This is a genomic window from Azospirillum sp. 11R-A (assembly GCF_049472615.1).
Taxonomy (GTDB): domain Bacteria; phylum Pseudomonadota; class Alphaproteobacteria; order Azospirillales; family Azospirillaceae; genus Azospirillum; species Azospirillum palustre.
In genome coordinates this window covers 291670-310959 of sequence record NZ_JBCEBL010000005.1, presented here as the reverse complement: position 1 = coordinate 310959, position 19290 = coordinate 291670, and the positions used below count along the sequence as shown (strand labels likewise).

20 protein-coding genes are annotated in these 19290 nt (G+C 67.3%); 10 read left to right on the top strand and 10 right to left on the bottom strand.

Annotated features, from left to right (window positions below; genetic code table 11):
* Positions 1-5: 5 nt before the first annotated feature.
* The 5 genes from pdxH to VH569_RS10715 all read left to right on the top strand — a co-directional run bounded on the left by pdxH (position 6) and on the right by VH569_RS10715 (position 5547).
* Positions 6-638 carry a pyridoxamine 5'-phosphate oxidase gene (gene pdxH, locus VH569_RS10735; RefSeq protein WP_423315325.1) on the top strand — a complete coding sequence of 211 codons (633 nt, stop codon included), beginning with the start codon at positions 6-8 and terminating at the stop codon, positions 636-638.
* An 87-nt stretch (positions 639-725) separates the two neighbouring features.
* The gene (locus VH569_RS10730; RefSeq protein ID WP_423315324.1) at positions 726-1661 is read left to right on the top strand and encodes a cation diffusion facilitator family transporter; all 936 of its coding nucleotides are present in this window, start codon (positions 726-728) and stop codon (positions 1659-1661) included.
* Positions 1662-1907: 246 nt separating this feature from the next.
* Positions 1908-3299, top strand: coding sequence for a methyl-accepting chemotaxis protein (locus VH569_RS10725; RefSeq protein WP_423315323.1), 1392 nt, complete (start codon positions 1908-1910; stop codon positions 3297-3299).
* A gap of 104 nt (positions 3300-3403) precedes the next feature.
* Positions 3404-4516 carry a hydrogenase formation protein HypD gene (gene hypD / locus VH569_RS10720; protein ID WP_377809729.1) on the top strand — a complete coding sequence of 371 codons (1113 nt, stop codon included), beginning with the start codon at positions 3404-3406 and terminating at the stop codon, positions 4514-4516.
* Positions 4517-4725: 209 nt separating this feature from the next.
* Positions 4726-5547, top strand: coding sequence for a universal stress protein (locus VH569_RS10715; RefSeq protein WP_098740221.1), 822 nt, complete (start codon positions 4726-4728; stop codon positions 5545-5547).
* A gap of 41 nt (positions 5548-5588) precedes the next feature.
* Here the strand turns inward: VH569_RS10715 and VH569_RS10710 are convergent, their stop codons facing one another.
* The 5 genes from VH569_RS10710 to VH569_RS10690 all read right to left on the bottom strand — a co-directional run bounded on the left by VH569_RS10710 (position 5589) and on the right by VH569_RS10690 (position 9664).
* Complete coding sequence (locus VH569_RS10710) at positions 5589-7274, bottom strand: methyl-accepting chemotaxis protein (RefSeq protein ID WP_423315322.1); 1686 nt, start codon at positions 7272-7274, stop codon at positions 5589-5591.
* A 374-nt stretch (positions 7275-7648) separates the two neighbouring features.
* Entirely contained in the window at positions 7649-8131 is a 483-nt protein-coding gene (locus tag VH569_RS10705) for a GNAT family N-acetyltransferase (protein ID WP_423315321.1), read from the bottom strand.
* Between the two features lie 7 nt (positions 8132-8138).
* On the bottom strand, positions 8139-8549 hold the full coding sequence (locus VH569_RS10700; protein WP_423315320.1) for a hypothetical protein: 411 nt from the start codon (positions 8547-8549) through the stop codon (positions 8139-8141).
* Between the two features lie 56 nt (positions 8550-8605).
* Positions 8606-9025: a hypothetical protein gene (locus tag VH569_RS10695; RefSeq protein ID WP_423315319.1), complete on the bottom strand. Its 420-nt coding sequence runs from the start codon at positions 9023-9025 to the stop codon at positions 8606-8608.
* 126 nt (positions 9026-9151) lie between these two features.
* On the bottom strand, positions 9152-9664 hold the full coding sequence (locus VH569_RS10690) for a ferritin-like domain-containing protein (RefSeq protein ID WP_423315317.1): 513 nt from the start codon (positions 9662-9664) through the stop codon (positions 9152-9154).
* Between the two features lie 168 nt (positions 9665-9832).
* Here VH569_RS10690 and VH569_RS10685 point away from each other — a divergent pair, with 168 nt between their 5' ends.
* Positions 9833-10063 carry a DUF6898 family protein gene (locus VH569_RS10685; protein WP_098740216.1) on the top strand — a complete coding sequence of 77 codons (231 nt, stop codon included), beginning with the start codon at positions 9833-9835 and terminating at the stop codon, positions 10061-10063.
* A 396-nt stretch (positions 10064-10459) separates the two neighbouring features.
* On the top strand, positions 10460-10987 hold the full coding sequence (locus VH569_RS10680; RefSeq protein WP_423315316.1) for a hypothetical protein: 528 nt from the start codon (positions 10460-10462) through the stop codon (positions 10985-10987).
* A 128-nt stretch (positions 10988-11115) separates the two neighbouring features.
* Here VH569_RS10680 and VH569_RS10675 read toward each other — a convergent pair whose 3' ends face one another.
* Positions 11116-11559, bottom strand: coding sequence for a MucR family transcriptional regulator (locus tag VH569_RS10675; RefSeq protein ID WP_014247241.1), 444 nt, complete (start codon positions 11557-11559; stop codon positions 11116-11118).
* 585 nt (positions 11560-12144) lie between these two features.
* Between VH569_RS10675 and rpiB the strand changes: the two genes are divergently transcribed.
* From rpiB to nrdR, 3 genes are all read left to right on the top strand, one after another.
* Positions 12145-12582 (top strand): ribose 5-phosphate isomerase B, encoded by a 438-nt coding sequence (gene rpiB, locus VH569_RS10670; RefSeq protein WP_109095413.1) that lies wholly within the window; start codon positions 12145-12147, stop codon positions 12580-12582.
* 188 nt (positions 12583-12770) lie between these two features.
* The gene (gene glyA / locus VH569_RS10665; protein WP_098740214.1) at positions 12771-14072 is read left to right on the top strand and encodes a serine hydroxymethyltransferase; all 1302 of its coding nucleotides are present in this window, start codon (positions 12771-12773) and stop codon (positions 14070-14072) included.
* Between the two features lie 34 nt (positions 14073-14106).
* Positions 14107-14574, top strand: coding sequence for a transcriptional regulator NrdR (gene nrdR, locus VH569_RS10660; RefSeq protein ID WP_098740213.1), 468 nt, complete (start codon positions 14107-14109; stop codon positions 14572-14574).
* A gap of 58 nt (positions 14575-14632) precedes the next feature.
* Here the strand turns inward: nrdR and VH569_RS10655 are convergent, their stop codons facing one another.
* The 4 genes from VH569_RS10655 to nusB all read right to left on the bottom strand — a co-directional run bounded on the left by VH569_RS10655 (position 14633) and on the right by nusB (position 19282).
* Positions 14633-16735: a sodium-translocating pyrophosphatase gene (locus VH569_RS10655; protein WP_423315315.1), complete on the bottom strand. Its 2103-nt coding sequence runs from the start codon at positions 16733-16735 to the stop codon at positions 14633-14635.
* A gap of 244 nt (positions 16736-16979) precedes the next feature.
* Positions 16980-17438 (bottom strand): hypothetical protein, encoded by a 459-nt coding sequence (locus VH569_RS10650; protein ID WP_423315314.1) that lies wholly within the window; start codon positions 17436-17438, stop codon positions 16980-16982.
* Between the two features lie 91 nt (positions 17439-17529).
* Entirely contained in the window at positions 17530-18522 is a 993-nt protein-coding gene (gene thiL / locus VH569_RS10645; RefSeq protein ID WP_423315313.1) for a thiamine-phosphate kinase, read from the bottom strand.
* 172 nt (positions 18523-18694) lie between these two features.
* Complete coding sequence (gene nusB / locus VH569_RS10640; RefSeq protein ID WP_423315312.1) at positions 18695-19282, bottom strand: transcription antitermination factor NusB; 588 nt, start codon at positions 19280-19282, stop codon at positions 18695-18697.
* Between the last annotated feature and the right edge of the window lie 8 nt (positions 19283-19290).

The following is a 19290-nucleotide window of genomic DNA, read 5'->3' as shown; positions in this document are numbered from 1 at the left end:
CAGGAATGACGGACAACAACGACCGCAATCCCCGCTCCCCCTACGATCTCTTCGCCGAATGGATGAAGGAGGCGGAGCAGAGCGAGCCCAACGATCCCAACGCCATGGCGCTGGCCACCGCCGACGCCAACGGCATTCCGTCGGTGCGGATGGTGCTGCTGAAGGGGATCGATCCGCGCGGTTTCGTCTTCTACACCAACACCGAGAGCCGAAAGGGCACGCAGCTGCTGGCGAATCGGAACGCCGCCCTGTGCTTCCATTGGAAGAGCCTGCGCCGTCAGGTGCGGGTCGAGGGGCCGGTGGAGATCGTCACCGATGCCGAGGCCGACGCCTATTTCGAGAGCCGCCCGCGCGAGAGCCGGATCGGCGCCTGGGCGTCCCTGCAGTCGCGCCCGCTGGAAGGGCGGTGGGAACTGGAGAAGCGCGTCGCGCAGTTCGCCGCCAGATACGCCATCGGCACGGTCCCGCGGCCGCCGCACTGGACCGGCTTCCGCGTCCTGCCGTCGCGGATCGAATTCTGGCGCGACCGCCCGTTCCGCCTGCATGACCGGCTGGTGTTCCAGCGGGCGGAAGGCCAGGGGACAGAAGGAACCGACGCCGATGCGCCGGGTTGGACGACCGAGCATCTGTTCCCGTAAAGGGGATGTCGGACCGGTGCGGGCCGTAAGCGACCTGTAAGGACGGGCCGCTACGGTCGCGCCGGCCATGCCGGCCGGCTTTGCGGAATGGGGGAACCAGTGAGCGACAATGCGGGAAACGCGGCATCGGCGGATCGCCTGCGCCGCTATGCCACCTATGCCAGCGTGTCGGTGGCCTCGACCCTGATCGCGGCGAAGCTGGGCGCCTATCTGCTGACCGAGTCGGTCAGCATCCTGTCCTCGCTGATCGATTCCTGCACCGACCTGATGGCCTCGGTGGTGACGCTGCTGGGGGTGCGCCATGCCCTGCGCCCGGCCGATGCCAACCACCGGTTCGGCCATGGCAAGGCGGAGGCGCTGGCGGCGCTTGCCCAGGCCGCCTTCATCGGCGGCTCTGCCGTGCTGCTGAGCATCGAGGCGGTGCGGCGGCTGGTCCGGCCGGAGCCCATCGCCGAGGGGACGATGGGCATCGCGGTGATGCTGCTGTCGATCCTGCTGACCGCCGGGCTGATCACCTTCCAGCGCCGGGTGCAGGTCGCCACGGGGTCGGTCGCCATCGGGGCGGACCGGCTGCATTATTCCGGCGACCTGCTGATGAACGGTGCCGTCATCGTCGCCATCCTGCTGACCGAGGCGACCGGGCTGACCGTGGTCGATCCGCTGTTCGGCATCGGCATCGCCCTGTTCCTGCTGAACGGCGCCCGCGGCGTGGCGCGCGACGCGCTGGACGTGCTGATGGACCGCGAACTGGCGGAAGAGGAGCGCGGACGCATCGCCGAGCTGGCACTGGCCGAGCCGGGAGTGCGCGGCCTGCACGATCTGCGCACGCGCAATGCCGGCACCGGCTGCTTCATCGAGCTGCATCTGGAGCTGGACGGCGGCCTGACCCTGACCGCCGCGCACGAGATCGCCGACCGGGTCGAGACGCGGCTGCGCGACGCCTTCGCCAACGCCGAGGTGCTGGTCCACCAGGAGCCCGCCGGTCTGGTCGACGAACGGCTGGACCACCGCATCGCCGGCTGACGGTGGAAAAATTGCACGAGACAGCCCTGTGATACGGATCCGTATTGCGGGATAACCCGCATTTCGCGTCCAACTTTTGTCATCGCACAATCACTGGGCGCAGCTTCTCCTTAAGGTATCCTACCAATGGACAGGGGGGCCGGGTTCGACCCGGCCACCCCGTTCGTTGCGAATCTGTATCAAAAGCGCAATAATAGTTCCTGGGAGAAAGCGCTCGGTTACAAAACAGCAAAAATGGTGGACAAGATGGATGGTGGCTTTGGGCTTCGTCCGCATCTGATCGCGGACATCGCGGAAGAGGCTGGCAATCTCGGTATCGAGATCGCGGATATCGCCGGCCACATCGAGGATGTGAACGCCCGCGTCACCCACCAGTCGGAGGTGTTCACCCAACTGCGCGACACCGGTGCCAAGATGTCGCGCAGCACGGACCGGATTTCCCAGGCCTCCGCCATCGCGCGCTCGGTCACCGAACAGGCGCGGCAGGAGGTCGACAGTTCGCACGACCGCGTGCAGAAATCCTTGTCCGACATCCATTCCCTGGTGTCGTCGGTGACGGGGATCGAAGGGCAGATCGCCGGGCTGCGCGACGCGCTCGACCGCGTCGGCAAGGTCGCCAAGGAGATCTTCACCATCGCCAAGCAGACCAACCTGCTGGCGCTGAACGCCACCATCGAGGCGGCGCGTGCCGGCGATGCCGGGCGCGGCTTCGCCGTGGTGGCGAACGAGGTGAAGTCGCTGTCCACCAAGACCAGCGAGGCGACGACCGAGATCGATGCGACGCTGAAATCCCTGAACGAGCAGGCCCAGCGCCTGATGGTCGAGAGCGCCGCCAGCGCCGCCAAGGCCCGCGCGGTCAGCGAGGGGACCACCGCCATCGGCACGGTGATCGAGACGGTCGGCCGCGCCATGCGCGAGCTGAACGGCGAGACCGACAAGATCGATGCCGCGTCGGCCGAGATCGGCGGCAATTGCGGCGAGCTGGAGCGCGAGATCGCCGATCTGGCGGTGGGCGTGAAGCTGTCCAGCGAGAATCTGGCCCAGGCGCGCGACCGGGTGAACAGCCTGGTCGGGATGAGCGAGCGGCTGATCGGCGTCACCGCCGAACTGAACATCGAGACGGTCGACACCCCCTTCATCGCCGCGGTGAAGGATGCCGCGGTGAAGGTGTCCGCCGCCTTCGAGGATGCGCTGGCCCGCGGCGACATCAGCGAATCCGACCTGTTCGACCGCCAGTACCAGCCGGTCGCCGGATCGGATCCGCAACAGGTGATGACCCGCTACACCCAGCTGTGCGACCGCGTGCTGCCCGGCATCCAGGAGCCGGTGCTGTCGGCCAACGGCCGCATCGTCTTCTGCGTGGCGGTGGACGAGAACGGCTATCTGCCCACCCACAACCGGCAGTTCAGCCAGCCTCAGGGCCGCGACCCGGTCTGGAACGCCGCCAACTGCCGCAACCGCCGCATCTTCAACGACCGCGTCGGGCTGGCCGCCGGCCGCAGCACCAAGCCGTTTCTGCTCCAGACCTACCGGCGCGACATGGGCGGTGGGAAGTTCGCGCTGATGAAGGACGTCTCCGCCCCCGTCACCGTGCGCGGACGCCATTGGGGCGGGCTGCGGCTGGCCTACAAGGTGTGAATGGCTAAGGTCTGGGCGAGACGATTTCCCGGGCTTCCCTCTTGATCCGTATCAACGCATACGATCAGCCTTGCAGGTGAAATGGCGGGGCAGAGGGAGCGATCATGAAATACGTCGAAGAGTTCCGCGATCCGGTTCTTGCCCGCAACGTCGCCGCCGCCATCGCGCGGGAGGTGCGGGCCGACCGCTCCTATCACCTGATGGAGTTCTGCGGCGGCCACACCCACGCCATCTCCCGCTATGGCATCCCCGACCTGCTGCCCGGCAATGTGCGGATGATCCACGGGCCGGGCTGCCCGGTCTGCGTCCTGCCGGTCGGGCGGATCGACGACGCCATCGCGCTGGCCCGCCGGCCGGAGGTGACGCTGTGCACCTATGGCGACGTGATGCGCGTGCCGGGGTCGGGGCGGCTCAGCCTGCTGAAGGCCAAGGCGCAGGGGGCCGACGTGCGGATGGTGGTGACTGCCGATGCGGCGGTGCGCATCGCCGCCGAGAATCCGGACCGGCAGGTGGTGTTCCTCGCCATCGGCTTCGAGACGACGACTCCGCCCACCGCGCTGGCCGTCCGTGCCGCCGCGGCGCAGGGGCTGACCAACTTCTCCGTCTTCTGCAACCATGTGCTCACCCCGTCGGCCATCCAGGGCATTCTGGCCGGGGCCGATGAGGGGCTGTCGCTCGACGGGTTCGTCGGGCCGGCCCATGTCTCGGTCGTCATCGGGTCGGAGGCCTACGCCCCGGCCGCGGCGGAGCATGGCAAGCCGGTGGTCATCTCCGGATTCGAGCCGCTCGACGTCCTGCAATCCATCCTGATGCTGGTCCGCCAGATCAACGACGGGCGGGCCGAGGTCGAGAACCAGTTCACCCGCGCTGTCACCGCCGACGGCAACCGCAAGGCACAGGCGCTGGTGCTGGAGATTTTCGAGACCCGGCCGTCCTTCGAATGGCGTGGGCTGGGCAGCATCCCGCACAGCGGGCTGAAGCTGCGCGACGCCTATGCCGCCTTCGATGCCGAGCGGCGCTTTCCCATCGCCGGGGCCAGCGTTGCCGACCACAAGGGCTGCGATTGCGGCGCCATCCTGCGTGGGGTGAAGCGGCCGGTCGACTGCAAGCTGTTCGACACCGTCTGCACCCCGGAAAACCCCATGGGATCCTGCATGGTCTCGGCCGAGGGCGCGTGCGCCGCGCATTACACCTATGGACGGTTCCGCGACGCCTGACCGGTTCCCGGATCGGTTTTTCCGGACGGCCGCTTCGCCCCCTTGCGACCTCTCGCCGCAGGCCGGCAGATCGCTGCTGGACGAACGCCGCCCGGCTGAACATGATGCATATGAAACAATCCGCCAGCCCGCCGATCCTCCGTATCGGGTGGCCCGGCGGAGAACCGCAGACGTCATAAGACTTCGCATTTCATACCGGGAGGACCCGCATGACCTACAAGCACATCCTCGTCCATCTCGACAGCAGCCCGCATGTCGAGGCGCGTCTCGATGCCGCCGTCGCGCTGGCACAGCGTCATGGCGCCTTCCTGCGCGGCCTGTTCGCGCAGGGCGACCGCAACGCCACCAGCGTGATCGCCCGCCGGTCCAGCGACCATCTGGGCGACGCCGCGGCCCGCAGCGAGGCGCTGTTCAAGGAAAAGCTCGCCGCGTCCGGGTTGCAGGGCCATTGGCACGGCCTGACCCATGGCGAGTACAACCATGTCATCCGCGAGGTCATCATCTGGTCGCGCTTCGCCGACCTGACGGTGCTGGGCCAGTATGACCGCGAGGCGGGATCGCAGGCGGCGCCGGAGGAGTTGAACGAGCAGGTGGTGCTGAATTCCGGCCGGCCGGTGCTGGTCATCCCCTATGCCGGCCGCTTCGCCACCATCGGCCAGCGCGTGGCCGTCGCCTGGAACGCCGAGCGCGAGGCCGCCCGCGCCCTGTCCGACGCCATGCCGATGCTGGAGAAGGCCAAGGAGGTGACGGTCATCACCGTGTTGACCCAGGCATCCTCCTCCGCGTCCGAAGCGCCGCGGGTCGGCGTGCTCGACCATCTCGCCTTCCACGGCGTGACGGCGGAGCAGACCCACTTCACAGTGAGCGACATCGGTGCGATGGACGCCCTGCTGGCCCGCGCCATGGACACCGGCGCCGACCTGCTGGTGATGGGCGCCCACGGCCATTACGGCTTCCCGTTCCTGCACCGCGGCAGCGGGACGCGTCATGTGCTGCGCACCTGCCCGGTGCCGCTGCTGCTGTCGCACTGACGAATGGGGCAGGGGGGCGCCGGGTCGCGCCCCCCGGTTCATCACGCCGCCTTCACGCCGTTGAGGAAGCTTTCCACCTCCTGGCGCAGGCGGGTCGATTCGCCGGTCAGGTGATCGGCGACGCTGCGGACTTCGCCGGCCGCGCGGCCGGTGTCTCCGGCGGCGCGGGTGACGCCGACGATGTTGCTGGTCACCTGCTGCGTGCCCTGGGCCGCCTCCTGGACATTGCGGCTGATTTCCTGGGTCGCGGCGCTCTGTTGTTCCACCGCCGAGGCGATGGTCGCGGAGATCTGGCTGATCTCGGTGATGATGCGGCCGATCTCCTCGATGGCGGACACCGCCTCGCGCGTCGCGCCCTGGATGGTGGCGATCTGGCCGGTGATGTCCTCGGTCGCCTTGGCGGTCTGGTTGGCGAGGCTCTTCACCTCGCTCGCCACCACGGCGAAGCCCTTGCCGGCCTCACCGGCGCGCGCGGCCTCGATGGTGGCGTTGAGCGCCAGCAAGTTGGTCTGCGCCGCGATGTTGTTGATGAGGTCCACCACCTCGCCGATCTTCTGCGCCCCGTCGGCGAGGCCCGACACCACGCCGTTGGCGCGGTTGGCGCCGCTGACCGCCTGTTCGGCGACGCGCGTCGACTGGGTGACCTGACGGCCGATCTCGGCGATGGAGGAGGACAGTTCCTCCGCCGCGGCGGCGACGGTCTGCACGTTGGCGGACGCCTGCTCGGCGGCCGACGCCACCGTGGTGCTCTGGCGGTTGGTCTCGTCGGCGGTGCTGGTCAGCGCGCCGGCCGACTGCTGCATCTGGGTTGCGGCACCCGACAGGCTCTGCACCACCGCGGTGACGTTGCCCTCGAAGGCGCGCATCAGCTCCTCCAGCCGGGCGGCGCGGCGGGCCTTGGCTTCCTCCTCGGCGCGCTGGGCGGCGGAGAGGCGGTCGGCTTCGATGGCGTTGCGCTTGAAGACATCCACCGCCTCGGCCATGGCACCGACCTCGTCCCTGCGGCCGACGCCGGGCACCTCGACCGCACGGTCGCCGCCGGCCAGCCGTGCCATGGCGGCGGTCATGGCGACGATGGGCGTGGCGATGGACCCGCGCAGCACCAGCCCGGCGGCTACGGCGACCAGAAGGGAGATCAGCGCGCCGGCGATGGCGGTGAGGTAGCCGGTCGAGAAGGCGGTCTTCTGCTCCGCGTCGCGCGCCGTCAGCAGCGCACGCTCGGCGTCCTCGATCTGCCGGACCAGGGCGCGGATGCTGTCCATCGCCGACTTGCCGAGCGCCTTCGCCTCCATCGCGCGGGCCTCCTCGCGCGTGTCGGCCTTGGACATCAGGGCGATTTCCTTGTCCGCCACCGTCTCGCGCCAAGTGGCGGCGTGCCTGCGCAACTCCTCCAGCCGGGCCTGCTGCTGCGGGTTGTCGGCGGTCAGCGACTTCACCTCCGCCAGGGCACGGTCGAACGCCTGCGCGCCGGAGCGGTAGGGCTGGAGAAAGGCCGGATCGCCGCTGACCAGATAGCCGCGCAGACCGGTTTCCTGATCGACCATTGCCGTCATCGCCGCATCGGTGGTCTGGATCACGCGGTAGGTGTGGATCGTCCAGCCGATGGAGGACTGGATCGACGACAGGGTCGAATAGTTGGCAATGCTGATTGCGCCAATGATGACGATCAATGCAGCGAATGCCGTCAACAGCTTTCCGCCGATGCGGAGATCGGTGAACCAGGACATCGTCTTGCCCCTCATGTAACCGGACAGATCTTTGATTCGCGGGGACAGTCGCCTCGCCTTCGGAGTTGCATACGAAAGGGTGAATGCCTCACCCCATCGAATGCGAGAACTGATACGTCAACGATTTCGATTTCGATCATCGAAAATTCTACGTATGACGAAATCATCGGTCTGTTACGTAAGGCTTATGCCTCGGCGGCAAACGAAGGAATAACAACGCTCCGTTGTCTTCCCAAGGCCGTAGACAGCCGCGGGCAGCAATGCCCCCGTATGCGTGGGGCATTGTGTCGCATCGCCGCGCTGGCGATGGCGGGGCGGCTGTAGGGGAGGTGTCTCGACGCAGGTTCAGCGGCGGATCGCCGGCGAGGGAAGCGTCAGCGCCGCAGCCGCATGTCGATGTGGGGAATGCCGAAATCGTCGTACGGGTCGGTGTCCCGGACGAAGCCGAAGCTGCCGTAGAAGCGTTCGAGATGCTGCTGCGCGCCGATGACGACGTCGCGGCCGGGCCAGCGCTCCGCCAGCACCGTCAGCGACTCCGCCACCAGCGCCCGTCCCAGCCCGGTGGAGCGTTGCGACGGATCGACCGCCAGACGGCCGAAGGAGACCGGTGCGTCCGGATTCGCCCCGCCCGGGCCATCTTCGTCGGGCCCCAGGCAGCGGGCGCAGCCGACGATGGTGCCCGCCTCGTCCAGCGCGATCAGGTAAAGCGCGCCGGGATCGCGGCCGTCGATGTCGGGGTAGGGGGAGGCCTGCTCGACCACGAACACGCGGCTGCGCAGGGCCAGCATGTCGTGCAGGTCGCGCAGTGTCAGGGCATCGAAAGCGACGCGGTGGACGGGTGGCGGGGAGGTCTTCACGGGACGCTCAGGCAATCGCGTTGCGGATCATGTAGTCGGCGATGTCCTTGGGCTTCACCTTGACGTCGGTCAGCGGCTCGTCGGCGGTCATCGCCTTGGCGACCAGCAGGCTGTTCTGCACGTTGGTCAGGGTGATGCGGTACACGCCGGCCGCTCCCTTCAACCGCGGGTAATAGGTGGGATCGATCGCCTTCTCGCGCCGGCCGAGCCGGGCCAGCGCGGTGTCCTCGTCCAGCTCATCGACCGGCTTGGTCTGGATCAGTTTCCAGTCGGATTCGCCACCCCAGCCGGCGGCGACCGCCGCCTTGACCGCGGCCTCATCCTCCGCGATGCCCAGCTTGTAGATGTGTTTTCCCTGTCCGACGTCGGACGCCCATTTGGTCAGGGCGGCGCTGCGCGCGACATAGACGAGGGGCATGACGAGTCGATCCTTAAGCATGGAGCCTGGAATTGCGGAGCTTTCCGGGGAGCAGTCTATTGCAGCGACGACTGCCGCGCGATGGGCGTGATGAGGATGCGGCTGACCACGTCCTTGCCGAACATGGCGATCACCGATTCGTCGATGCGGCGGCGCAGGGCGGGGACGTTCGCGATGTTGCCGCGGACGATCCAGCCCTCGTCCACGCCCTTGTAGATGGCCGTCAGGATGGCGTCGTGCAGGCGCGGGATGCTGAGCTGCACCTCGCCCAGCTTCAGGGCGTTGCCGATCTCCAGGTTCACTTCGACCTGGGTGTATTTCTCGATCCGGCCGGCATTCACCACCGGGACCATCAGCGGCTTGATCCGCACCGACGGCGGCAGGGCGCCCGGCGCCCCCTCGTTCGCAATGGCCGATGGCGCCCACGGCAGCGTCAGGAACAGGGCAAGGCCGAAGGCACACAAAAGGCGACGCATGACCGAACACCGCGAAGGACCGGAAAGCGGGGATGCTATCGGTCCGACGCGGTGCTTGCAACCGGGGTCCGGCCCTTATGCAGGGCCGGGGACGATTGGTCACGGAAGACTTGAGGGATTATGGGATCAGGCGGCTTTCCTGCCGCTGGCCGCCATCGCCTTCTTGTTGACGTCGCCGATCGCCAGCTTGTTCAGCAGCGTGTCGGTGTCTTTTTCCTCCTGCAGCGTCTCGTCCAGCAGCTGGGCGACCTTGTCGAGGCCGCAGGCGGTGGCGAAGGCATGCAGCGTGCCGTAGCTGGCGATCTCGTAATGCTCCACCTTCTGGGCGGCGGCGATCAGGGCGGCGTCCTGCACCTCGGGCGCCAGCCCCATCTCCAGGATCTCCTGGGCTTCGCTGATCAACCCCTCCATCGCGTCGCAATGCTTGCCGCGCGGACGGGTATCCAGCTCCTCGAACACCTGCTGAAGCCGCTCGATCTGCCCGTGGGTCTGTTCCAGATGGGTTTCGAACGCCTGGCGCAGCTTGTCGGAGCTGGCGGCCTTGGCCATTTTGGGCAGGGCCTTCGCGATCTGCTTCTCGGCGTGGTAAATGTCGCGAAGATCCTCGATCAGCAGATCCTGCATCGTCTTGGCGGCCATTTTGGTGGTCCTTCCTCGCAGTGGGGGTTGGCGGAGCGGGGCTCCTGCGCGCCGAATGGCTGGGTGGACAACAGCGATGGCTGCCGGGTGTTGCGGTCTCGAACGGGGACTGACCTTAGGGTAAGGAAGGCCGGGCGATGTGGAACCGGACAGGGGAGGGCATTGGGCATGACCGACGGTGACGTGCTGTTCGAATTCCAGCGGGTCGGCAGCTATTTGCGGGTGACCGCCATCGATGCCAGGACCGGCGTCGAGGTGACGGTGGCCGGTCCGGCAACCGGCAGCCAGGAACTGCTGAAGCGGACGGCGATCAACAAGCTGCGCTTCGTGCAGAACAAGGGCGTCGGACCCGCCGCGCCGGCCAAGCCGGGGCCGAAGCGGGGCGGCGGACTTTACTGACCGAGCTGCAACACTCAATAGTTGCTCATCTGGCGCCAGTTGCTCGTATCCGCAAGATGCGAAAAGAAAACGCGCCGCCGGACGGGGCCGGGCGGCGCGTATCGAAGTCTGGCTTTTGCTGATGGTGAGCGCCGGCATGCCTCCGCCGGCGGCCCCGACGCTGGGTCGGTCCGCCGGTCGTAGAGCGAACCGCTCGACCCCGACAGTAGACCTATGCCTGCCCGTTGACACTGGCGCAGGGGGTGTAACGCTTGTAGAACCGCGCATCTCTGAACGAATGGCGCAAGAGGAAAACCCCTTTTCCTGCGCCGTTCAGCCGGTTAAGCCGGGTGTCGGCCGGGCCGTTTTCCGTGCCGGCCTTCGGGCAGAAAAATGAAATGCCAGAGGATCGAGGCCATGTTGGGTTTTAAGGCGGCGGGTTTCAGGACGGCAGGCTTCAGGACGCTGGGCGTGACGGCTTTCCTGCGCGTGTCGCTGATGTCGGCGGCGTTGACGGCCACCGCTTCGGTTGCAGCCTTGCCGGTCCTGGCGATCCCGCAGGCGGCGCTGGCCGCCTCGTCCCAGCCGGCCCAGAAGCCGGGCCATGGCGCACAGGACCATGGCGGCCGTCAGTCCGCCCCCGGCGCTGCCGGCGCCGCTGGCGGGACGGCGAACGGTGGACCGCCCTCGACCGCTCCGCAACCGACGATGCCGGCCGCGGGCTGCCTGAAGCCGGGTGTGCCGCTGTGCATGGACGATCAGGCGACCTTCCTCAGCGCCGACAAGATGTCGTCCTGTCAGGGCGAGGTGAAGGATTACGTCGACAAGTCGATGAGCTATCTGACCTGCCTGAACGAAGAAAATGTGACGACCGGTCGCGAATTGAGTCGAAATGTCGACCGTTTCAACTGCCGCCTGTCGGGCCGCAAGGGGTGCGCCAACTAAGGCTTGCGGCCCCTGGAATGCAACCGATTCGCAGCTTCAACCAATCGGATGGCGGTGCCATCGACCGGACACGCACACGGGCCGACTCCTGGGTGGATCGGCCCGTGTTGCATACGGACTTTACGCGATCAACCGGCCTTGCGGCGGGTCTGGCGGCCGGAACTGCGGCCCAGGCCGATGCGCTTGGCGAATTCCGAACGCTGCGCCGCATAGTTCGGCGCAACCATCGGATAGTCGGGCGGAAGTCCCCAGCGTGCGCGATACTCGTCCGGCGACATGTTGTAGGTCGAGCGAAGGTGCCGCTTCAGCATCTTCAACTTCTTCCCATCTTCCAGGCAGACGATGTATTCGGGCGTCACTGACTTGCGAATCGGAACGGCCGGCTTCAGCGGCTCCGCCGCGACCTCACGGGGCTGACCATTCAGACCGGTCAGCGACGAGTAAACCGTATTGATCACGTCGGGGATTTGCTGAGCAGGCAACACGTTCTTGCTGACATACGCCGATACGATGTCGGCGGTCATCCGCAGCAGCGCATTGTCCGGTACATCGGCGCGAAGCTGGTCGCTCATTGCACTGTGTCCTGGTTTTTCATTTGTCCGTAGGAACCAAGTTGCATACCGTGATTTGGGTGTCAATATAATTTCGGCAATCATCAAATTAGTTGCTCTTGTCGGCCAGAACAAAGGAACACCGCGTAAATCAGCCTTCGCTGAAAATCGTTGCACGGTTGTGGCTGTGCCGCGGCTTTAAGGGGCGTCTAGTAGGCGCCGGCTTGCGATTTTCCCCCGGCTCCGTTGCAGCAATTGGTGGATTTCCCCCGCATATGACGAATCGGCTATCTCCCTTGTTTTGCCCCTTCGGCAACGAAGAGGTGAAAACAGAGACCGAACTTTCGCGGTGGTAGGCTTCGGCGCCGCTCCGGCTGTGCGCCGGCTGATCGCGGGCCGGAGATCGACCGCCAGATCGACCGCCGCCGGTCGGTGTTGGGTTTAGCTATGCATCCACGTCATGGTGTGGCTGTGGCGGTTGGCACCGACATCTGGTAGGGTGCCGGCGTCTTTTGCCCGATTGCAGGCCGCTTCGCCGGCCCGGTTGCCGCCTGTGCATCCGTACTGCCCGTATCCGTTACCGACCGCACCGGAGTTTCCGCCGTCATGACCGTCCGCACCGTGGCACTCGCTTCCGATCACGCCGGCTATGAGCTGAAGGCTCAGATCGCACGGCAGCTTGAGGGCGCCGGCTACACCGTCCTCGATCTCGGTACCGACGGTCCGGCCTCGGTCGATTACCCGGACTTCGCCGCGGCGCTGGCCGCCGCCGTCACCGACGGCCGGGCGCAGCGCGGCGTGCTGGTCTGCGGCAGCGGCATCGGCATCAGCATCGCCGCCAACCGCCATCCCGGCATCCGCGCCGCCCTGGTGCACGACGTGACCACCGCGCGCCTGTCGCGCGAGCACAACGACGCCAACGTGATCGCGCTGGGTGCCCGCATCGTCGGGCCGGAGATCGCCAAGGATTGCGTCGAAATCTTCCTGAAGACCGACTTCGAAGGCGGCGAGCGCCACAGCCGCCGCATCGCCAAGATGGGCTGAGCGCGTCTTCGCGCCGCTTTTCCCAGGCAATTGCTTGGCCCCTATTTGGCCGTGAAGGCCCGCAACCGGGACGCGACAGACCCCGGAAAGACCCGACCGGGCTTGCATGGCCCGGCAAGACCCGAGGAAAGCGGGCGGGCCGTGCGCCTGTCCTGCTTGACGCCCCTTCGATTGAGGAACCTCCCGCCATGACCAGCAGCAACACCGCAGAGATCGGCCGCTTCTTCGCCGCCTCGCTTGCCGAGACCGATCCCGAACTGGCCCGCGCGGTGCGCGACGAGCTGGTCCGCCAGCAGGAGCAGATCGAGCTGATCGCCTCCGAGAACATCGTCTCGCAGGCGGTGCTGGAAGCGCAGGGCTCGGTCCTGACCAACAAGTATGCCGAAGGCTATCCGGGCAAGCGTTACTACGGCGGCTGCGAATTCGTCGACGTGGCGGAGAACTTGGCCATCGAGCGCGCCTGCAAGCTGTTCGGCTGCGATTTCGCCAACGTGCAGCCGAACTCCGGCTCCCAGGCCAACCAGGCGGTCCTGCTCGCCCTGCTGCAGCCGGGCGACTGCGTGCTGGGCATGTCGCTGGCCGCCGGCGGTCACCTGACCCACGGCGCCGCCCCCAACATGTCGGGCAAGTGGTTCAAGGCGGTGCAGTACGGCGTGCGCAAGGACGACCACCTGATCGACTTCGATCAGGTCGAGGCGCTGGCCCGCGAGCACAAGCCGAAGCTGATCATCGCCGGCGGCTCCGCCTATCCGCGCGTCCTGGACTATGAGCGCTTCCGCGCCATCGCGGACGAAGTCGGCGCGATCTTCATGGTCGACATCGCCCACTATGCCGGCCTGATCGCCGGCGGCGTCTATCCGAACCCGTTCCCCTATGCCGACGTGGTCACCACCACCACCCACAAGACGCTGCGCGGCCCGCGCGGCGGCATGGTGCTGACCAACAAGGAAGACATCGCCAAGAAGATCAACTCGGCCGTCTTCCCCGGCCTGCAGGGCGGCCCGCTGATGCATGTCATCGCCGCCAAGGCGGTGGCCTTCGCCGAGGCGCTGCGTCCGGAGTTCAAGACCTACGCCCAGGCGGTGGTCGACAACGCCCAGGTGCTGGCCAAGACGCTGATCGCCGGCGGGCTGGACATCGTGTCGGGCGGCACCGACAGCCATATCGTGCTGGTCGACCTGCGTCCGAAGAACCTGACCGGCAAGGCGGCGGAAGCCAGCCTCGAGCATGCCGGCATGACCTGCAACAAGAACGGCGTGCCGTTCGATCCGCAGAAGCCGATGATCACCTCCGGCGTCCGTCTGGGCAGCCCGGCGGCGACCACCCGCGGTTTCGGCACCGCCGAGTTCAAACAGGTCGGCGAGATGATCGTCGAGACGCTGGACGGTCTGGCCGCCAGCAACTCCGGCGACAACACGGCGGTCGAGGCGGCGATGCGCGAGCGTGTGCGCGGCCTGTGCCGTCAGTTCCCGATCTATCCCACGCTGTAATTGCCCACGCTGTAATTAACGGGGAATCCACCAGATGCGCTGCCCGTTCTGCGGAAACGAGGACACCCAGGTCAAGGACTCGCGCCCGACCGAAGACAACTCGGCAATCCGCCGGCGGCGCTTCTGTCCCAGTTGCAGCGCCCGCTTCACCACCTTCGAACGCGTCCAGCTGCGCGAGCTGACGGTGGTGAAGAGCAACGGCCAGCGCGAAGGATTCGACCGCGAGAAGCTGCTGCGGTCGATGAGGATCGCGCTGCGCAAGCGCCCGATCGACGCCGACCGCATCGACCGGGTGGTGAACAGCATGGTCCGCCAGCTGGAATCCTCCGGCGAGAGCGAAATCCCGTCGAAGCAGATCGGCGAGAAGATCATGGAAGCGCTGCAGACGATGGATCAGGTGGCGTATATCCGCTACGCCTCCGTCTACAAGGACTTCCGCGAGGCGTCCGATTTCAACGAGTTCGTGGAAACTCTGGCGCCGGAAGCCTCGCCGGGACTGTGAATGCGTCGGKGSGGGGCAGGCGGTTGTCCTGCCCCGCMCCGGCCCCTCATCCGAACCGTCATCCCACCTGGGCCAGGATCGCCAGCAGCAGGATCGCCACGATGTTGGTGATCTTGATCATCGGGTTCACCGCCGGGCCGGCGGTGTCCTTATAGGGGTCGCCGACGGTATCGCCGGTCACCGCCGCCTTGTGGGCGTCGGAGCCTTTGCCGCCGTGATTGCCCTCCTCGATGAACTTCTTGGCGTTGTCCCAGGCGCCGCCGCCCGACGTCATCGAAATGGCGACGAAGATGCCGGTGACGATGGTGCCCAGCAGCATGGCGCCCAGGGACGCGAAGCCGGCCGCCCGCCCGCCGATGGCGGCGATCACCAGATAGAGGACCACCGGGGCCAGCACCGGCAGCAGCGAGGGGATGATCATCTCCTTGATCGCCGCCTTGGTCAGCATGTCCACCGCACGGCCGTAATCGGGCTTGGCGGTGCCCTCCATGATGCCGGGGATTTCGCGGAACTGCCGCCGCACCTCCACGACGACGGACCCGGCGGCGCGGCCGACGGCGGTCATGCCCATGGCACCGAACAGATAGGGCAGCAGGCCGCCCACCAGCAGTCCGACGACGACGTAAGGATCGTTCAGCCGGAACTCGACCGAAATGTTCGGGAAGTAATGGCCCAAATCCTGGACATAGGCGGCGAAGAGAACCAGCGCCGCCAGACCGGCGGAGCCGATGGCATAGCCCTTGGTCACCGCCTTGGTCGTGTTGCCGACGGCGTCCAGCGCGTCGGTGGTGACGCGGATGCTGGCGGGCATGTCCGACATCTCGGCGATGCCGCCGGCATTGTCGGTGACCGGCCCATAGGCGTCGAGCGCCACCACCATGCCGGCCAGCGCCAGCATCGTCGTCGCGGCGATGCCGATGCCGAAGACGCCGGCCTGCCCATGGGCGATCAGGATGCCGGCGCAGATGACGATCACCGGCAGGGCGGTCGATTCCATCGACACGGCAAGGCCCTGGATGACGTTGGTGCCGTGCCCGGTCTCCGACGCCTTGGCGACGCTGCGCACCGGGCGGAAGGCAGTCGAGGTGTAGAACTCGGTGATCCAGACCAAGAGGCCGGTGACGCCCAGCCCGACCAGCGCTGAGACCAGCAGGTTGACGCCGGTGATCGACACGCCGTCGGTCATGGTGATGGCGCGGGTGAAGCCGAACAGGATCGCGGTGACGATCAGGATCAGCACCAGCGAGATGCCGGCCGCGACGGCCAGCCCCTTGTAGAGCGCCTTCATGATGTTGTTGTCAGGGCCGAGCTTCACCGCGAAGGTTCCGGCGACCGAGGCCAGGATGCAGACGGCGCCGATCAGCAGCGGATAGACCAGCATCATCCGCAACACGCCGCCGGTAAAGAAAATCGCCGCCAACAGCATGGTGGCGACGATGGTGACGGCGTAGGTTTCGAACAGGTCGGCGGCCATCCCGGCACAGTCGCCGACATTGTCGCCGACATTGTCGGCGATGACCGCCGGGTTGCGCGGATCGTCCTCCGGGATGCCGGCCTCCACCTTGCCGACGAGGTCGGCGCCGACGTCGGCGCCCTTGGTGAAGATGCCGCCGCCCAGCCGGGCGAAGATCGAGATCAGCGAGGCACCGAAGCTGAGCGCCACCAGCGCCTCCAGCACGGTGCGGACCTCGACGGGATCGTTGACGCGGTAGACCAGCGTCAGGATGCCGAAATAGCCGCCGACACCCAGCAGCCCGAGCCCGACCACCAGCATGCCGGTGATCGCCCCCGACTTGAAGGCGATGTCGAGTGCCGGCGCCAGGCCGCGGGTGGCGGCCTCCGCCGTGCGGACGTTGGCACGGACCGAGACGTTCATGCCGACATAGCCGGCGCTGCCCGACAGCACGGCGCCGATCAGGAAGCCCAAGGCCACCGGAAAGCCCAGCGTCACCCACAGGATGACCAGCAGGACGGCGCCGGCGATGGCGATGGTGGTGTATTGGCGGTTCAGATAGGCGCGCGCCCCTTCCTGCACCGCGGCGGCGATGGCCTGCATCCGTTCGGACCCAGGCGACGCGGCCATGACTTCTTTTCCGGTACGAAAACCGTAGGCCAGCGCGAGCAGGCCGGCGGCGATGATGACGATGAACGCTAGAGCCATCGCATCCCCCGATTGATTTTAAGGACGCGCCCCGGAAAGGCTGGTCCCACCACGCATTCAAGTGGGGGAGAAGTCGGGCGCAAGTATTATCGGGAAAAGCATGCGCCCGGTGCCGCCGCTTTGCAACCGCCGCACGGGGCGGCGCCACGCGGCGAAATGGCCGGGGGTACCCCTGACCTTTATGGGTAGTGTCGGGATAATGCACCGCAAAATGGGTGCGAATTGCGGGTGCTGCGGGAGGCGGTCAGAGATTGCGCTGCGTAACCGCCTGGACCAGCACGTCATAGACCGCGTCCTTGCCGACGACTTTGGCGGCGGCCTCCACCAACTTGGCCTTTACGGCAGGAATATTGACCAAAGTCCCGTTCAGGATCGACTTGTCGGCGACGCCGCCATAGAGCGCGGTCAGGAAGGCATCGGTCAGGCGCGGCTGGTTGGCCTGGACCATCGGCTGCTTTTCCAGAAGCACTTCCACCGCGACCACGACGGTCACGAACTGTTCGACTCGGGTCGGGCCGATCATCGGCACCACCAGCGGGGGAAGACGGACGAAGGCGGTCGGCGGCTTGGGTGGCGGCTCCACCTTCTTCGGCGGTGCGTCGGGATGTTCGGTGAAGTATTTCTGATAGACGAACCAGCCACCGAAGCTGGCGCCGCCCAGCAACACGATGCCGAGAACGAGGACGATCAGAGCCTTGACCACGGCAACACACCTTACGCAAACGGCGAATCGCCGAACCCTGCGCTGTCGATGCTTTCGATTGTCTTAAGCGCCGGGCGCCGGAACCGGGCGGTCAGAAATGGTCCCAGCCGCGCCGGGTCAGCGGCAAGGGCGCGCCGGCACCGTCCAGCACCGCGACCTCGCCGGGCGTGCCGGGGCGGAGTTCGCCGATCTCGGTGATCGCGACCCCGCATTCGGCGGCCAGGGCGGTCAGGGCATCACGGGCCGATGGCGGGGCGGTGAACAGAAGCTCGTAATCGTCGCCGCCGGTGATGGCCAGCGCCAGCCGCAGCGGATCGCCGTCGATGGCGCCGCGGGCAGCCTCCGACAGCGGGACCGCATCGGCGTGCAGCAGGGCGGCGCAGCCGGACTCCTCGCAGAGATGGCCGAGGTCGGCGACCAGCCCGTCCGACACGTCCATCGCACCGCTGGCCAGTCCGATCAGCCGCGGCCCGATGCCCATGCGCGGGTCGGGCCGGCGCATGCGGCGCAGCAGATGGGCGCGGGTGTCCTGGTCCGGGATGTCGAGACGGCCATAGGCGACCTCCAGCCCGAGCGCGGCGTCGCCGATGCTGCCGGTGACGAAGACGCGGTCGCCCGGCTGCCCGCCCCAGCGCGGCAGGGCGCGGCCGGTGGGGACCAGTCCGAAGGCGGTGACCGACAGGGTGATGGGGCCGCTGGTCGAGACCGAATCGCCGCCGGCCAGCGCGATGGCGAACTGCCGCTGCTCCTCGCCCAGCCCGGCGGCGAAGCCCTCCAGCCAGGACTCGTCCAGGCCGCGGGGCAGGGCGGTCACCAGCGTGTAGGCCAGCGGCTCCGCCCCCATGGCGGCGAGGTCGGACAGGTTGCTGCGCATCAGCTTGGCGGCGATGTCGGCCGGCGCATCGTCGGGGAAGAAATGCACCCCGGCGACCATGGCGTCGGTGGTGACGACCAGTTCCCGCCCGTCCGGCACGCCGAACACGGCGGCATCGTCCCGCAGGCCGCGGGCGCCGGGAAAGCCGGCGGCCAGCGGCTTGAAGAAGCGGGTGATGCGGCCGAATTCGCCGAGGGTGGGAGTGGTCATCGGGGGCGCCTTCACGCTCCCTCTCCCGCCCCGGGAGAGGGAAGGGGCCCAAGCGGAGCTTGGGAAGGGTGAGGGGTTTCGCAAGGATCAAAGGGGATCCATGGCAGGATCACCCCTCACCCTCCCGCCTTCGGCGGGTCCCTCCCTCTCCCGGGGCGGGAGAGGGTCTCTGTTACTCCTCGGCCGCGTTGCGGCCGGGATCGGGCTTGGCGAGGTCGTCGGCGCGCAGCGCGCGGGCGACATGGTCGAGCACGCCGTTCACCATCGCCGGCTCGCGGCCGGAGAAGAAGGCGCGGGCGACGTCGACATACTCGCTGATGAGGATGCGCGGGTGGGTGTCCGTATGGACCGCGATCTCATAGGCACCGGCGCGCAGGATGGCGCGCAGCAGCAGTTCCAGCCGGTCGAGCGGGAAGCGCGGGTCGAGAGCGGCGCCCAGCACCCCGTCGACCTCGGCGCGGCGGTGGATCGCGCCGCGGACGATGTCGGCGAACAGCTGCGGATCGCCGGCGACGAACTTGTCGCCGTCGATCTCCTCGCCCAGCCGGTGGGCGACGAACTCGCCGACGACATTCTCGACCGGGGCCTGGGCCAGATCGATCTGGTACAGCGCCTGGGCCGCGGCCAGACGGGCGGCCTTGCGGCGCGCCTTGGCGGAGCCGCCGCCGGTCTTGTTCTTGCGGGACTTGGACTTGCCGCCCTTCGGTTCACCGGAGGCGCGTTCGGGTGTCACGGGGCTGCCCGCGTCGTCGTTGCTCATGATCTGCA

Bases quoted from the DNA above. Each gene is read 5' to 3' on its own strand.
- pdxH (WP_423315325.1), top strand. From the start codon at position 6: ATGACGGACAACAACGACCGCAATCCCCGCTCCCCCTACGATCTCTTC.
- VH569_RS10730 (WP_423315324.1), top strand. From the start codon at position 726: ATGGGGGAACCAGTGAGCGACAATGCGGGAAACGCGGCATCGGCGGAT.
- VH569_RS10725 (WP_423315323.1), top strand. From the start codon at position 1,908: ATGGATGGTGGCTTTGGGCTTCGTCCGCATCTGATCGCGGACATCGCG.
- hypD (WP_377809729.1), top strand. From the start codon at position 3,404: ATGAAATACGTCGAAGAGTTCCGCGATCCGGTTCTTGCCCGCAACGTC.
- VH569_RS10715 (WP_098740221.1), top strand. From the start codon at position 4,726: ATGACCTACAAGCACATCCTCGTCCATCTCGACAGCAGCCCGCATGTC.
- VH569_RS10710 (WP_423315322.1), bottom strand. From the start codon at position 7,274: ATGTCCTGGTTCACCGATCTCCGCATCGGCGGAAAGCTGTTGACGGCA.
- VH569_RS10700 (WP_423315320.1), bottom strand. From the start codon at position 8,549: ATGCCCCTCGTCTATGTCGCGCGCAGCGCCGCCCTGACCAAATGGGCG.
- VH569_RS10695 (WP_423315319.1), bottom strand. From the start codon at position 9,025: ATGCGTCGCCTTTTGTGTGCCTTCGGCCTTGCCCTGTTCCTGACGCTG.
- VH569_RS10690 (WP_423315317.1), bottom strand. From the start codon at position 9,664: ATGGCCGCCAAGACGATGCAGGATCTGCTGATCGAGGATCTTCGCGAC.
- VH569_RS10685 (WP_098740216.1), top strand. From the start codon at position 9,833: ATGACCGACGGTGACGTGCTGTTCGAATTCCAGCGGGTCGGCAGCTAT.
- VH569_RS10680 (WP_423315316.1), top strand. From the start codon at position 10,460: ATGTTGGGTTTTAAGGCGGCGGGTTTCAGGACGGCAGGCTTCAGGACG.
- VH569_RS10675 (WP_014247241.1), bottom strand. From the start codon at position 11,559: ATGAGCGACCAGCTTCGCGCCGATGTACCGGACAATGCGCTGCTGCGG.
- rpiB (WP_109095413.1), top strand. From the start codon at position 12,145: ATGACCGTCCGCACCGTGGCACTCGCTTCCGATCACGCCGGCTATGAG.
- glyA (WP_098740214.1), top strand. From the start codon at position 12,771: ATGACCAGCAGCAACACCGCAGAGATCGGCCGCTTCTTCGCCGCCTCG.
- nrdR (WP_098740213.1), top strand. From the start codon at position 14,107: ATGCGCTGCCCGTTCTGCGGAAACGAGGACACCCAGGTCAAGGACTCG.
- VH569_RS10655 (WP_423315315.1), bottom strand. From the start codon at position 16,735: ATGGCTCTAGCGTTCATCGTCATCATCGCCGCCGGCCTGCTCGCGCTG.
- thiL (WP_423315313.1), bottom strand. From the start codon at position 18,522: ATGACCACTCCCACCCTCGGCGAATTCGGCCGCATCACCCGCTTCTTC.
- nusB (WP_423315312.1), bottom strand. From the start codon at position 19,282: ATGAGCAACGACGACGCGGGCAGCCCCGTGACACCCGAACGCGCCTCC.